18 protein-coding genes, 1 tRNA gene and 1 pseudogene are annotated in these 13,582 nt (G+C 60.2%); 7 read left to right on the top strand and 13 right to left on the bottom strand.

Annotated features, from left to right (window positions below; all coding sequences use genetic code 11):
- Positions 1 to 15: 15 nt before the first annotated feature.
- The 10 genes from IPM27_06750 to IPM27_06795 form a co-directional block, all read right to left on the bottom strand.
- A complete protein-coding gene (locus IPM27_06750; protein ID MBK9161249.1) occupies positions 16 to 192 on the bottom strand; it encodes a hypothetical protein in 177 nt (58 codons plus the stop codon).
- Between the two features lie 281 nt (positions 193 to 473).
- Positions 474 to 1,142, bottom strand: coding sequence for a hypothetical protein (locus IPM27_06755; GenBank protein ID MBK9161250.1), 669 nt, complete (start codon positions 1,140 to 1,142; stop codon positions 474 to 476).
- A 150-nt stretch (positions 1,143 to 1,292) separates the two neighbouring features.
- Positions 1,293 to 1,769, bottom strand: a complete 477-nt coding sequence (locus IPM27_06760) for a hypothetical protein (GenBank protein MBK9161251.1) — start codon at positions 1,767 to 1,769, stop codon at positions 1,293 to 1,295.
- 3 nt (positions 1,770 to 1,772) lie between these two features.
- Complete coding sequence (locus IPM27_06765) at positions 1,773 to 1,916, bottom strand: hypothetical protein (GenBank protein ID MBK9161252.1); 144 nt, start codon at positions 1,914 to 1,916, stop codon at positions 1,773 to 1,775.
- Positions 1,909 to 2,118 carry a helix-turn-helix domain-containing protein gene (locus IPM27_06770; protein MBK9161253.1) on the bottom strand — a complete coding sequence of 70 codons (210 nt, stop codon included), beginning with the start codon at positions 2,116 to 2,118 and terminating at the stop codon, positions 1,909 to 1,911. Before IPM27_06770 ends, IPM27_06765 begins: the two co-directional genes overlap by 8 nt.
- Before the next feature lie 105 nt (positions 2,119 to 2,223).
- Positions 2,224 to 2,439 carry an AlpA family phage regulatory protein gene (locus tag IPM27_06775; GenBank protein MBK9161254.1) on the bottom strand — a complete coding sequence of 72 codons (216 nt, stop codon included), beginning with the start codon at positions 2,437 to 2,439 and terminating at the stop codon, positions 2,224 to 2,226.
- A 130-nt stretch (positions 2,440 to 2,569) separates the two neighbouring features.
- A complete protein-coding gene (locus tag IPM27_06780; protein MBK9161255.1) occupies positions 2,570 to 3,124 on the bottom strand; it encodes a hypothetical protein in 555 nt (184 codons plus the stop codon).
- A 113-nt stretch (positions 3,125 to 3,237) separates the two neighbouring features.
- Positions 3,238 to 3,657 (bottom strand): hypothetical protein, encoded by a 420-nt coding sequence (locus IPM27_06785; GenBank protein ID MBK9161256.1) that lies wholly within the window; start codon positions 3,655 to 3,657, stop codon positions 3,238 to 3,240.
- 35 nt (positions 3,658 to 3,692) lie between these two features.
- The gene (locus IPM27_06790; GenBank protein MBK9161257.1) at positions 3,693 to 5,000 is read right to left on the bottom strand and encodes an integrase arm-type DNA-binding domain-containing protein; all 1,308 of its coding nucleotides are present in this window, start codon (positions 4,998 to 5,000) and stop codon (positions 3,693 to 3,695) included.
- A gap of 174 nt (positions 5,001 to 5,174) precedes the next feature.
- Positions 5,175 to 5,251, bottom strand: a tRNA-Arg gene (locus tag IPM27_06795).
- Between the two features lie 141 nt (positions 5,252 to 5,392).
- Between IPM27_06795 and IPM27_06800 the strand changes: the two genes are divergently transcribed.
- From IPM27_06800 to xerC, 5 genes are read left to right on the top strand one after another with little or no spacing between them, the layout of a single operon-like run.
- Positions 5,393 to 5,821, top strand: a complete 429-nt coding sequence (locus tag IPM27_06800) for a CoA-binding protein (protein MBK9161258.1) — start codon at positions 5,393 to 5,395, stop codon at positions 5,819 to 5,821.
- Complete coding sequence (locus IPM27_06805; GenBank protein MBK9161259.1) at positions 5,818 to 6,405, top strand: DNA-3-methyladenine glycosylase I; 588 nt, start codon at positions 5,818 to 5,820, stop codon at positions 6,403 to 6,405. The genes IPM27_06800 and IPM27_06805 overlap by 4 nt, the downstream gene beginning before the upstream one ends.
- A gap of 2 nt (positions 6,406 to 6,407) precedes the next feature.
- Positions 6,408 to 7,241, top strand: a complete 834-nt coding sequence (gene dapF / locus IPM27_06810; GenBank protein MBK9161260.1) for a diaminopimelate epimerase — start codon at positions 6,408 to 6,410, stop codon at positions 7,239 to 7,241.
- 8 nt (positions 7,242 to 7,249) lie between these two features.
- On the top strand, positions 7,250 to 7,876 hold the full coding sequence (locus IPM27_06815) for a DUF484 family protein (GenBank protein MBK9161261.1): 627 nt from the start codon (positions 7,250 to 7,252) through the stop codon (positions 7,874 to 7,876).
- A gap of 9 nt (positions 7,877 to 7,885) precedes the next feature.
- Positions 7,886 to 8,794, top strand: coding sequence for a tyrosine recombinase XerC (gene xerC, locus IPM27_06820; protein MBK9161262.1), 909 nt, complete (start codon positions 7,886 to 7,888; stop codon positions 8,792 to 8,794).
- 9 nt (positions 8,795 to 8,803) lie between these two features.
- Here xerC and hypE read toward each other — a convergent pair whose 3' ends face one another.
- Together hypE and hypF are read right to left on the bottom strand one after the other, a co-directional pair.
- The gene (gene hypE, locus IPM27_06825) at positions 8,804 to 9,808 is read right to left on the bottom strand and encodes a hydrogenase expression/formation protein HypE (protein MBK9161263.1); all 1,005 of its coding nucleotides are present in this window, start codon (positions 9,806 to 9,808) and stop codon (positions 8,804 to 8,806) included.
- A 1,024-nt stretch (positions 9,809 to 10,832) separates the two neighbouring features.
- Positions 10,833 to 12,344, bottom strand: a pseudogene (gene hypF, locus IPM27_06830) (carbamoyltransferase HypF).
- A 228-nt stretch (positions 12,345 to 12,572) separates the two neighbouring features.
- Here hypF and IPM27_06835 point away from each other — a divergent pair.
- Positions 12,573 to 12,842 (top strand): BrnT family toxin, encoded by a 270-nt coding sequence (locus IPM27_06835; GenBank protein ID MBK9161264.1) that lies wholly within the window; start codon positions 12,573 to 12,575, stop codon positions 12,840 to 12,842.
- The gene (locus IPM27_06840) at positions 12,826 to 13,101 is read left to right on the top strand and encodes a BrnA antitoxin family protein (protein MBK9161265.1); all 276 of its coding nucleotides are present in this window, start codon (positions 12,826 to 12,828) and stop codon (positions 13,099 to 13,101) included. The genes IPM27_06835 and IPM27_06840 overlap by 17 nt, the downstream gene beginning before the upstream one ends.
- Before the next feature lie 176 nt (positions 13,102 to 13,277).
- Here the strand turns inward: IPM27_06840 and IPM27_06845 are convergent, their stop codons facing one another.
- Positions 13,278 to 13,496, bottom strand: coding sequence for a transposase (locus tag IPM27_06845; GenBank protein MBK9161266.1), 219 nt, complete (start codon positions 13,494 to 13,496; stop codon positions 13,278 to 13,280).
- Positions 13,497 to 13,582 lie beyond the last annotated feature (86 nt).

A 13,582-nucleotide genomic window follows, 5' to 3' on the forward strand; every position in this document is an offset into this window, starting at 1 on the left:
GAAGCGGGAACCCGGTTAAATCAACAAGCTGGATTCCCGCTTTCGCGGGAATGACGTCTTGCCCAGCGCATCCTTAAATAATTTCTCGCAGACGAGATCGTGGTACAGGTCAAGACCGCCATCATCCGGGGCAGTCATGCGGCATTGGCGGAAACGATGCAGGAAATAAAAATGGGCAGCTTGAATGATCAAGTGCCCATTTTCAACCTGGAATGGCGCGCTCGGCGTGAGTCACATTTACGGTTGAAAGGCGCGCTAATGCTTGGTTTGCGCAATGTGAGTTATGAATATACCCCCATTTATACCCCCAGACGTAAGGGGTAGGGGCTTTGGATCACCTCTAAATCAGCTTCAAAACTTCCCTTTGCTCCCGCAACAGCGCAGACATTTCGCGCAGCATAGCACGCACCCCGCCCTTGTAAGCATTGCGCGATGATGCGGCCTTGCCCTCAGGTGTCCGCGCGCCAGTTGATCTAGCCCACGGCTGCCATTGCCTGATTTTTGCCGCCTGCTCTGCCCGTTGTTCGACTGTCCAATGTCTTGCCGCCATGCTGCACCTCTAATAGTTCGTTTGGCTGAATTAGGTTTCTCTCCGCGTGCGCGCCTGTGCGCGTACTGCTCCGATTATCAGGGGCAGGTGTGCCATTGTTCACTTGCTGGTTGCCGCTGCCGTGGTTGATATTCGCTTGCTTGGCAAATACCACGGGCGGGTTCTTGATCGCTGCCAGCGTTTCGAGGGTTGCCCTGCATTGCGATTGTGCCCGTAGTGCAATGCGCATATTCGCCTCAAATGCTGGCGCATGTTCGCAACCCATGCCACGCTCGGCAAGCCGCGAAAACAGGCTTTGCAGTGCCGTTGCCTGATTCATCAGCATAGCCTCAACATGATTCAACTCGCCACGATTGACCGCTGCCGCTTGCCCGCGCAATTCATCCAGCAAAGTGGGCACGTCAATATGCTCGCCAATGCCTGATTTATTTTCCACCCCGTTAATTGCACGATACGCCGCAAGCTCCGGCGAGGTTGCCAGCCGTGCAAAATTGCGGTTGGTTTCATTTTCGGTTGCGCCCTTGATAACCGGGACAGACTTGTTTAGCGGACTATCCTCTTTCGGTGCGCCCTTCAATTTCCTTGCTGCCATGTTCAACCTCTCAAGATGCTCCGGGATAGATGGTAATTCTATAGAGCACTTCACCTGCTGTAGTAGAGAGGGCAGAAAACTTGCCCGCATAGCTTCACCTAGTGAAGTAGTAAGGCCGCTTTTTCGGTTCCCTTACTTCACCTGCTGTAGCTATCCTGCGCGCTCTACTTCACCTGCTGAAGTAAGTGATGCGTTTTTTCTGCCACTCGATACCATCACAGGCGGGCGGTCTTTCAGCTTGTACGCGCCACGCGGAAATGATCGTGCGGTTATGTCCAGCTTGCCGCCGCAATCGTCCAGCGCGTACCACGTCAAAGCAATCAGGGCGCACTTGTTCGGGCGCGCACCTCTTCGCGCTTCCACGATCAGGCCAGCTTCCAGCAATTCACGCTTGGCCTTGTTCAGTGTCGGCTCAGACTTCCAGCCTCGCGGCTTCATCAGCTTGAACGCCATGCACAGATCGCCGTTATTGTCGCCGCGATACTGCGCGGCAAGATCAAACAGCAACATGCGCGCATGGGCACTCAAGCCGATATAGGCCGCACCGTTCAGCACAGCAAACGGAATGGCAACATGCCCGCCGCCATCCCGTTTATCTGCCGCATTTTTGTATCGGCTTTTTGCCATCGCCTAGCCATCCGCCAAACGCGACAGGAAGCGATACACGCCCCATGCCTCGATTACAGACAGTGCGGCAATATCAGCCCCTATACCGAGATGCGAAAACCGCACAGAGAGGCTTTGCAGCCGTTCCAGCCAGTCTAGGTTATTCATCGGACACGCTCCCCGACTGCAACACATACAGCGCGACACGATGCAGCTTTCCGCAATCGGTTGGGCGCTCGATCCAGACGGTATCTATTGGATAGCCACGCCGCCGCAATTCCAATACGCGAGCCGCTGGGCAGAGAATATCCAACTCGCTGCGAGCCGTTAGGGTGTCTATGTTCCCGTGTTCCTGTAACCACTTCAGCAACCTTTGCCGCTGCGCATGGGCGCTGTTAGAATTGCCGCGTGGTGTTTTTGAGGGCGTACCGTTCGAGGTGCGCCCTTGTCATTTGTGGTGTCCATGATCGCTCCCTTACTTGCTAGCAGCGATGCGAGATTGCGCCCACGCCTCAACGTCCGCTGCGCTCCATGCGGTGCAGTTTTCGGAGAGCTTGATCGGCTTCGGGAATTTACCAGCCTTGACCCATGCCCAGATACTTGAACCGGACACTTCCAGCTTGGCTTTCAATTGTGGCAGTCGGTAGAACTGCGCGGGGTGTGGTGCGGTTTGTTGCGATGCGTTGCCCATGACGTAAATCTCCATAGAGGTTTATGCGCATCTAGCACCGTGCTAGCGCGTCATTGGTTCCCACTATAGAGATTACTTTTTTAAAATCAGCAATAGGATGGTAGAAAATAAAGAGGGATTTTTTCTACCTTCAAAATCCATGATCTTGCATAACCTCATATGCCTGCTCAAAAATCGCCTCTACTTTGGCAGCGCTATATTCTTTTTCCAAAGTGCCATTTAATATAGACAGATTAAATTCCTCAATTGCCTTTGCAGCGGCTGCATAAATTGAAACCTCGCTGCCCTCATTTTCTGCTTGTTTGCGCTGATACCAGATAAACCAATATACGCGCACACGCTCTTCTTTTTTGAGGCGTTGTTTTAGCGGGTGTTTAACTCCTTGAACATTCCGCCGCCCGAATGCCTCATCAAGCGAAAGTTCGCCCGATGCGGAAATGTATTTTCCAAAACCTTGCGCAACGGCAGCCAGAATATGCGGGGGCGGGGTAATGCCCTTTTTGACCAACAGCGAGAATTGCCTAATTACATCTACTGCATCGTTAGGATCAGTATTTTCAGCAAAGGCCATTTGGAGTAATGAATCATCATCGGCTTGCTTAAACAAGGTACGAGCTTGCATTAAATAACCCTGTTCACGTTTTAGCCTTTCCCACGCCTTCGGTGAGAGATCGTCTTTTTCCATCACACGCCCCTTTCACGCCCCTCAAATAAAACCCACGCCAGCGGATAAGGGTGTCCGTTTTCGCCCCGTCGGGCTAGGCGTGGAAACTCACTATTGCAGGATGTTTAGCTGGCCTAATAACATTTATTGCCGACAGCCTTCCAGCTTTCAATGATGTTTTGCGGGGAAATAACAAAGTTCAGCTTGCAGACCATATTTGTTGATCTGACTGGAATATGTTGCTGTTGCTGGCCTTGCACCCATGCACCTGCGCCGCCATTGGGATTAGGAACATACGTTGTGGTCGGAGTTGAATATGATCCGCCGCCCGATGTCTCTGTACTGGAATTGAAATACTCAACGACCCTGCCACCATTGGATAGTTTAGCCTCGCCAGTTGGTACTCCTTTTTCCTTTATCAAATCATCGTATGTTTTACCGACAAGCTGATTATTTACTTCCGTAAATCTTGCCTTTTGTTCTTTGATGCGTTGCAGCCCACAACCAGACAACACCAAGGACAGAATCGCCAAAATCGCAATAACCCTTTTCATGCCAGCCTCCTATTGGAAAAAATCATCAAGTTAAATTATGCGCGCAGCGCGATTACCTGCGCCGCCCGATAGCCTTCGGTATGTGGCTCATAGTCCGCCCACTTGGGCAGCTTGCCGCCCTGCTGCATCTTGTCCGGCGTGTCCGCCAAGAGCTGCATTTTGTCGAGCGTGTCCGCCCAGAACTGCATCATGGCCTTGCGATACTCCATGTAGTCCGCCCGATTGTACGCGGCGCGCACTTGGTCTTTGTCACCGTGTGCCAGTTGCGCCTCGATCATGTCGGGGCGGATCGTGCCCAGATTGTTGAGATAGGTTGAAGCAACCGTGCGGAAGCCGTGCCCGGTCATGCGGCCTTTGTAGCCGATATTCTCTATGACCTTCAGCACGGTGTTTTCGCTGATTACCGCACCGTTACCATTCCGGTTTGGAAATAACGCGGGCTGGTGGCCTGTAAGCGGCTGCAATGCCCTTATCACCTCTACCGCCTGCCGCGACAATGGCACGGTGTGCGGCTGGCGGGCTTTCATGCGCTCGGCGGGGATAGTCCAAAGGGCTGCATCTAAATCAAACTCGCACCACTGCGCACCGCGAACTTCACCCGTGCGGACAAAGGTCAACAATAGTAAACGTGTGGCAGCAAACACGATAGGGCTGGATTTTGCGCGCTCCTGATACTCAGCAAGGGCGCGCAGGAATTGGGGCATTTCCTTCGCTTCCAATGCGGGCATGTGTTTAACCTTCGGGGTGGGGGCTAATACCTCGCGCCCGATGCCTGCCGCTGGGTTGAGTCGTGCGCGCCCGCTGCCGATAGCAAAGGAAAACACGGCACGCACCCGCTGCAATACCCGCGCCCGAATTTCAAACGTACCCCGCGCTTCAAGTGCGCGCAGTATGTCCAGCACATCCGGTGTTTCAATCTCAGCCAGTGAGCGATGCCCAAACTTCGGGAACACTTCGCGCTCAAGTGTGTTGATCCAGTCCGTTGCGTGATGGTCAGACCACATTGGTTTTTTGAGCGCGTGATACTCGCGGGCAATGACCTCGAATGAATTTGCCGCTGCTATTTGGGCTTGCCGCTTTTGCGTCTGCTTAACTGCGCTGGGATCACTGCCATTGGCTAAAAGCTTGCGCGCATCATCACGGCGGGCGCGTGCATCTTTCAGGCTCACGTCTGGATATACCCCCAAGGCAAGCAATTTCTCCTTGCCTGCATGGCGATATTTGAGCCGCCAATACTTCGAGCCGTTGGGCTGTACTAACAGGAACAAACCGCCGCCATCCCCCAGCTTGTAGGGTTTTGCTTCAGGCTTGGCTTTTACGATGGCTGTTGCTGTCAGCTTCATGGCGCACCTCTGGGGGTATAAATTTCGCTCTGGGGGTATCTGGTGCCAAAATATACCCCCACATACCCCCTGATTGCAATAGACAGGAAAAGACGGCATGAAACAAAAAACCCGCCAAATCCATTGATTTAAGCGGGTTTCGTGTACTGCATTAGACGGGATAAAACAGGAAGCTGGTGCGCTCGGCGGGAGTCGAACCCACGACCCTCGGCTTCGGAAACCGATACTCTATCCATCTGAGCTACGAGCGCTTTGAACGGCGCGCAGTATAGCGTTTTTTCGTGCGCATCGCCCGCCTCGCCGGAAATGCGGCGCGGGCACCTGTGGTGTGTCGCACGGGCGGCAAAAGTGCTATCTTGCCGGGCAGGTGCCCAATATAGACTGGTCTGCTCATGGTTTTCTCCAATCCCGACACCGAAGGAATCCGCCAATTGCTGCACCGGGTACGCACGGTCGCAGTGGTCGGCCTGTCGCCGAACAAGGCGCGTCCGAGCTTCGGGGTCGCGCGTGGATTGCAGTCGCTGGGCTATCGCATCATCCCGGTGCGGCCGCTGGTCGGCGAGGTGCTGGGCGAAAAGGCCTATCCCGACCTGGAGAGCCTGCCGGAACTGCCGGACATCGTGGACGTGTTCCGCGCGCCGCAGTATGTGCCCGCCATCGTGGACAGTTGCATCCGGCTCGGCATCCGCCACCTGTGGCTGCAGCAGGGCGTCATCCACGAGGAGGCCGCGCAGCGCGCCCGGGATGCGGGCATCACCGTGGTGATGGACCGCTGCATATGGCGCGACTGCATACAGTTGTGCGGGAGCGAAGAATCATGACCGCACCCGATCTGATCCGCTGCGCCTGGGCGGGCGACGATGCGCTGTACCGCGACTATCACGACCACGAATGGGGCGTGCCGCAGCACGACGACCGGCGCCTGTTCGAACTGCTGATACTGGAAGGCGCGCAGGCCGGGCTGAGCTGGATCACCATCCTGCGCAAGCGCGAGAATTATCGCGCCGCCTTCGACGGTTTCGACGCGACGCGCATTGCCCGCTACGACGCGGATAAAATAGAATCGTTGTTGCAGGATCCCGGCATCGTACGCAACCGGTTGAAGGTGCAGGCCGCCGTGACCAACGCACAGAAGTTCCTGGAAGTGCAGGACAGCTATGGCAGTTTCGATGCGTTCGTCTGGCAGTTCGTGGGCGGCAAACCCTTGCAGAACCATTGGCGCGGCATGGGCGAAGTGCCCGCCAGCACCATCGAGTCGGACGCGATGAGCAAGGAATTGAAGCACCACGGTTTCAAGTTCGTCGGCTCGACGATCTGTTACGCGTTCATGCAGGCGACCGGCATGGTCAACGACCATACGACGAATTGTTTCAGGCATGCCGAGTTGCTCGGCAGCAAAGGATAAGGATGCTTTTGAAGTTTACCAAGATGCACGGAGCAGGCAACGACTTCATCGTGCTGGACGGCATACGCCAGCACATCGAACTGGCGCCGGAGCAGTTGCGCCTGCTGGCCGACCGGCATTTCGGCGTGGGCTGCGACCAGATCCTGCTGGTCGAGAAAGCCGCGCAGCACAAGGAAGCCGATTTCCGCTACCGCATCTTCAACGCCGACGGCGGCGAAGTGGAGCAGTGCGGCAACGGCGCGCGCTGCTTCGTGCGCTTCGTGCATGACCGCAAGCTGAGCCCGAAGCGCGAGATCGTGGTGGAAACGCACAGCGGCCTGATCTCGCCGCGTCTGGAAGAGGACGGGCGCGTCACCGTGAACATGGGCGCGCCGGTATTCGAGGCGGCGCTCATCCCGTTCCACGGCGGCAGCGGCGCGGCCAGCGAAGCGCTGGAGGTGGCGGGCGAAACACTGCAAATAAGCGCGGTATCGATGGGCAATCCGCACGCGGTCCAGGTGGTGGCGGATGTCGAAAGCGCGCCCGTGGCCCGGCTCGGGCCGCTCATCGAGCAGCATCCGCGCTTCCCCAGACGCGTCAATGCCGGCTTCATGCAGGTGATCGACCGCCACCATATCCGACTGCGCGTGTACGAACGCGGCTCCGGGGAGACCTTGTCCTGCGGCACCGGCGCCTGTGCGGCGGTCGTGGCCGGCATCCGGCGCGGCCTGCTGGACAGCCCGGTGAACGTGGTGACACGCGGCGGCACACTGTCCATCGCATGGGGCGGCGACGGCACCCCGGTACTGATGACCGGCCCGGCCATCACGGTTTTCGAAGGCGAAATCAACATATAGGAGCAGCAATGAGATCGGAAGACGTCGCACAATTCCTGCAGGACAATCCGCAATTCTTCGAGGAACATCTCGAGACGCTGGTGCAGATCACCCTGCCGCACCCGCATGGCGGGCGCACCGTTTCGCTGAGCGAGCGGCAACTGCTCGCGCTGCGCGAGAAGAACAAGGAACTGGAAAAGAAGCTGCAGGAAATGATCGCGTTCGCGCAGGAGAACGAGGCCCTGCAGCACAAGGTGCACGAGTTCACCGTGGCGCTGTTCGCCGCGCAAGACCTGGGAACGCTGCAGGAAATGATCCCGCACCTGCTGCGGGACGTCTTCGCGGTACCGCATGTCGCTATGCGCCTGTGGCAGCTCACCCCGCCCAGCGCGGAAACGCTGGCGTTCGCCGAAGCGCAGGCGCAGCCGGTCTGCCTGCATCACGCCGCACCGGATACCTCCGCATGGTTCGGCGAGCAGGCCGGTCAACTGCATTCCTACGCCTACTTGCCGCTGCATGCCGGCAGCGAGACCATCGGCATGCTGGTGCTGGCCAGCGAAGACCGGCAGCGCTTCTACCCCGAGATGGGCACGGTGTTCCTGCAACGCATCGCCGATGCGGTGGGTAGCGCGCTGCACCCGCATCTGAATGCCTAACCATAGGCGATGACCGATACCGCCACGCCCAACCTGCTCTACCTGCAAGGCTATCTGGCGTGGCTGCGCAACGAGAAGCGCTATTCCGCGCTGACCGCCGAGAATTACGCGCGCGACCTCGCGCACCTGTTCGCGCTGGCCGGCGATACGCCGCTCGCCGACCTGAAGGTCCACCATATCCGCCGCTTCATCGCGCAACTGCACGGCAAAGGGCTGGGCGGGCGTTCGCTGGCGCGCATGCTGTCGGCGTGGCGCGGCTTCTACGCCTACCTGATGCGCGACCATGGCTTTGCCGACAATCCCTGCGCCGGGTTGCGCGCGCCCAAGTCACCCAAGACACTGCCGCAGGCGCTGTCGCCCGACGAGGCGGCGCGCATGGTCGAGCTGCCCGGCGACACGCCGGAGATATTGCGCGACAAGGCGATCTTCGAGCTGTTCTATTCTTCCGGCCTGCGCTTGGCGGAACTGGTCGGCCTCGACCTCGAGGCCATGCGTGCCGATCTGGCCGCGGGCGAAGTGCGCGTCACCGGCAAGGGCAGCAAGACGCGCATCGTGCCGCTCGGCCAATATGCCATCGACGCATTGCAGGCCTGGCTGGCGGTGCGCAGCCAGCTCGCCAGCCCCGATGAGACCGCGCTGTTCGTCGGCACGCGCGGCAAACGCATCACGCCACGCGTGGTGCAGTTGCGCATGAAGCAATGGGGCATCAAACAGGGTATCGCCAGCAACGTGCATCCGCATTTGTTGCGCCACTCGTTCGCCACCCATGTGCTGCAATCTTCCGGCGATCTGCGCGCGGTGCAGGAGATGCTCGGACACGCCAGCATCTCCACCACGCAGGTCTATACCCACCTCGATTTCCAGTACCTCAGCAAGATCTACGACGCGGCGCATCCGCGCGCAAAGAAGAAGCCCTGATCGGGGCGTTCAGCAGATCCTCGGCAGCGGCTCGTCTTCCAGTTCCTCCAGCAGGCGTTGGCCGCCGAGTTCGGTCTCCAGCACCACATGCGCGCGGCCGGATTCCGCATGGCCGATGAGTGCGGCGTCGCGTCCCTGCGGCAGCGCCTGCCAGCGTGCCAGCGCGGCGCCGGCCTGTGCCGCATCCACCACCGCGACCACCCGCCCCTCGCAGGCGAGGAACAGCGGGTCGTAACCGAGCATCTCGCACACCGCGCGCACCGGATCGCGCACCGGGATATGCGGCTCGCGCAGGCGCACCGTCAACCCGGTGGCGCGCGCGATCTCATGCATCACCGTGGCCAGTCCGCCGCGCGTCGGGTCGCGCATGAAACGCAATCCGTCGAGTCCGAGCAACGCCTGGGTGAGTGGCAGCACGCTGGCCGCATCCGACAGCAGCTCACCGCTCAGGCCGAACTGTTCGCGTGCCAGCATCACCGCGATGCCGTGGTCGCCGACCGGCCCGCTGACCAGCAGTGCGTCGCCTTCCCGAATCTGGTCCAGCCCGAGCCGCAGCCCCTTGCGGCGCACGCCGATGCCGGCAACGGCAAGATACAGCCCGCCCCCCTCGCCCCGGCGCACCACCTTGGTGTCGCCCGCCACCACCGCGACGTTCGCCTCGCGCGCGGCTTCGGCCAGACTGGCGACGATGCGCTCCAGTTGCGCGACCTCGAAGCCTTCCTCGATGAAGGCGCTCAGCGTCAGGCAATGCGGCACCGCACCCGACACCGCGAGGTCGTTGACCGTGCCGTGCACCGCCAGCGAGCCGATGGTGCCGCCGGGAAACTCCAGCGGCTGCACGGTGAAACCGTCGGTGGTCATCATCAGTTCGCCGTCCATCTCCGGCAGCCGCGCCGCGTCCGACTGCACGTCGAGCAGCGGATTGGCCAGATGGCGCGCGAACAGCGTCTCGATCAGTTCGCGCATGTAACGCCCGCCGTTGCCGTGAGCCAGACTTATATGTGTGTCATCCATGTCCATGCGTTTTGATTCATCATGATTTTGCAAAAAAGAAACCAGCCTTTGTCATTCCCGCAAAAGCGGGAATCCAGTCAAAAAGAACACTGGATTCCGGGTCGAGCCCGGAATGACGACATTACTGACCGATGCTTGCCTCCATCAATTGACCGAGCGCCAGCCCGCCATCGTTGCACGGGACCTGCTGCGGCAGGTACGCCGCGAATCCGGCAGCGCCCAGTTGTTGCATCGCCAGTTCGGCCAGCAGTTTGTTCTGGAACACGCCGCCGGTCAAACCCACCGCGTCGAACGGCGTGCGCGCATGGATGCGCTGCGCCTGCGCCACGATGCAGCGTGCCAGGCTCAGGTGGAACTGCATCGCGCGCTGTGCCACCGGCACGCCTTCGCAGCGCAACGCATGCAGCAATGGCGTCCAGTCGACGACCAGCAGACCGGCAGCATCCTCGTATAACGGCAGCTCGATCGTCCCGGCTTCGCCCGTCGCCCCCTCATCCATCGCGACTGCCTCCAGCAGCATCGGACCCTGTCCCTCGAAACTTGCCGAATCGCACAGCCCGAGCAGGCTGGCCGCCGCATCGAACAAGCGCCCCGCCGCCGTGGTGGACGGGGTATTCAGGCCGTGCTGCCACGCGCTCTTGAGCAGCACCGCATCGTGCGTAGCCGACTGCCAGCCCAGGCCGCTTTCCCAGCACAGCGCCGCCGCCGAGCGCCACGGCTCGCGTCCGGCTCGCTCGCCACCGGGCAGGCGGAACGGCTTGAGGCTGGCGACGCGCCGCCATGCGCCCGGTCTGCCGAGCAGCGCCTCGCCGCCCCACAGTGTGCCGTCCTCGCCCAAGCCCACCCCATCCCAGGTGAAAACCAGCCATTCGTTTGAGGCATCCTCGCTCCTTCCCCCTTGCAGGAGGAAGGATGGGATGGGGGTAGAAAAAGATGAGGGCCAGGTTTCTACCCCCTCCCTGACCCTCCCCCTGCAAGGGGGAGGGGTCATACTGTTCAGAAGATTCTCCAGGATCAGGCCGCCCTCGAAAGCCAGCGCCGAAGCATGCGCGTGGTGGTGCTGCACGCGCCGTAACGGCAGCGCCTGCCTGGCCGCCCAACGGCTGCTGGCATAACCCGGATGCGCGTCGCAGACGATGGCTTGCGCTTCCACACCATACAGATTCTGCAAGTCCGCTATCACCTGCTCGAATATCTCCAGGCTGCGCGGCGCATCGAGGTCGCCGATGTGCGGCGACAACACCGCGCGCCTGCCCCATCCCAGCGCAATGGCGTTCTTCATGTGGCCACCCACCGCCAGCAGCGGTTGCGGCAATGCAAACGGCAGGTCGAATTCCAAGGGTGCGATGCCGCGACCGGCACGCAGCAGGCGCGGTTCGTCCGCGATGACGCGCAGCACGCTGTCATCCGCCGGGCGCGCGATGGGACGGTCGTGGTGCAGGAAGGCCTGCGCCACCTTGCCCAGCCGCGCCTCGGCCTCGGCGTTGTCGGTCAACACCGGCTCGCCGCTGACATTGCCGGAAGTGGCGACCAGCGGGCCGCCGAAACTTTCCAGCAGCAAGTGGTGCAACGGACTGTAGGGCAGCATCGCGCCGACCTCGCGCAGCCCCGGCGCGATGGCATCCGGCAACGTCGAATCCGACCGCTTCGGGATCAACACGATGGGGCGCGCGACATCGCACAGCGCGGCCTGTGTTGCCGCGTCGAGTTGCAACTCCGCGCGCACGCGCTGCAGGCCGTCCCCGCCCTGCCACGGGAACATCAGCGCCAGCGGCTTGTGCGGCCTGTGTTTGCTGGCGCGCAGCCGCGCGATGGCCGTCGCATCGAGCGCATCACACATCAGGTGATAGCCGCCGATGCCCTTCACCGCGACGGTCTCGCCGCGTCGCAACGCCGCGATGCAGGCAGCCAGCGCCGCTTCGCCTGCGGCGCGTTCGCGGGGTGCGACGAAACTCAACTGCGGCCCGCACACCGGACAGGCCAGCGGCTGCGCGTGGAAGCGGCGGTTATGCGGGTCTTCGTATTCGGCGCGGCAGCGCGGACACAACGGGAAATCCGCCATCGTGGTGTGCGGCCGGTCGTAGGGCATCGCGGTGATCAGCGTGTAGCGCGGCCCGCATTGCGTGCAATTGATGAACGGATAGCGGTAACGCGCATCACCCGCATCGAGCAGCTCACGACGGCAGTCGTCGCACAGGTACAGGTCGGGCGGGATGCGGATGTCGTGCTGCGCGGATGCGGCGCTGGCGAGGATCGCAAAACCGCTCGACTCGCGTAGCGGGATGGACTGGCAGGAAACCACACGGGGCCGCGCCAGCGGCGGCGCATCGGCAACCAGCGCGGCGGCGAAGGCATCCAGCGCGGCCGGTTCGCCCTGCGCCTCCACCAGCACCTCGCCGGTGAGGTTCTGCACCACGCCGCTCAACCCATGACGTTCCGCCAGGTTGAACACGAAGGCGCGATACCCCACGCCCTGCACCCGCCCGCCCATCAGCCAGCGGCGCGCCTGAAGTGCCGGTCTATCGGCGGGTTTCATTCGGGCAACCAATCAGGTTGAGGCGGGGACGGCGCGGCGGTTGGAAATTAATTGCGATGCTGACCCCTTTAGTTGCTTTAGTTCCTATCACCACCATGATGACGAAGCCCATCACGCCACCTGCCTTTCGCCTTCGTAGCGCACATCGTTCACCGCCCGACAGCGCGTCGTGCAAGCAAATAAATTTCGGTTTTGACCGTCAATTATTTTGTGCGTACAATCTGATGCATGGAAATCACCTTTGACCCCGCCAAAAATACCCGAAATATCGAGTTGCGCGGTTTGCCGTTTGAGCGGGCGAGGGATTTCGAATTTGAAACGGCGCTCTTTTCTCCAGACCGTCGGAGGGACTATGGCGAGGCGCGCATTCGCGCCTTGGGCTGGCTGGATGGACGGTTGCACGCTTTGGTATTTGTGGAAACGCACGAGGGTATCCGGGTAGTCAGTTTTCGCAAGGCGAATAAACGAGAGGTGAACATTTATGAAACGCAAACTTGATCCCGAGTTGATTGACGCAGACAACCCGGAATGGACGGCGGTGGAGGCGCGCAAGGCCAAATCTTTTTCGGCGTTGCCCAAAACATTGCAGGCCAAACTCGCGCGGCGCGCGCGCGGGGCACAGCTTGCACCCACGAAGGAGCGCATCACGATCCGGCTTTCGCCCACGGTGGTGGCGACTTTCCGCGCCACGGGGACCGGCTGGCAGACCCGCATGGATGCCGCGTTGCAGGATTGGCTCAAGACCCACGCTCTGTAAAAATTCCCCATCCCGCCCATCAGCCAGCGGCGCGCCTGAAGTGCCGGTCTATCGACGGGTTTCATTCGGGCAACCGGTCAGGTTGATGCGGGGACGACGCGGCATCCTGTGCTCCTTGGCTCATGCGCCGAAAACAATTCAACTCTGAGCTAACCCCTGTTTCACGGACAGTTAAATTAAGCACCATAGTACAACCTCTCCACCTCATCCGGGGTGCGGTAGCCGAGTGACTGATGAATGCGGTTGCGATTATAAAAACACTCGATGTAATCGAAGATCGCCAGCTTCGCATCTTCCCGAGTCATGAAGTCATGATGATGAGTCCACTCGTTCTTCAGGTTGGAGAAGAAGCTCTCCGCCACCGCATTGTCGTACGCCGTCTTCCTGCCATTCATGCTCGGGCGCATTCCGGCTTGAGCCAGTCAACGGCCAAACGTACCGGAGTCGATTCCTTTTTGGCGCAGTAAGCAAACAGAACCGG

Source organism: Nitrosomonadales bacterium (genome assembly GCA_016716325.1).
GTDB lineage: Bacteria > Pseudomonadota > Gammaproteobacteria > Burkholderiales > Gallionellaceae > Gallionella.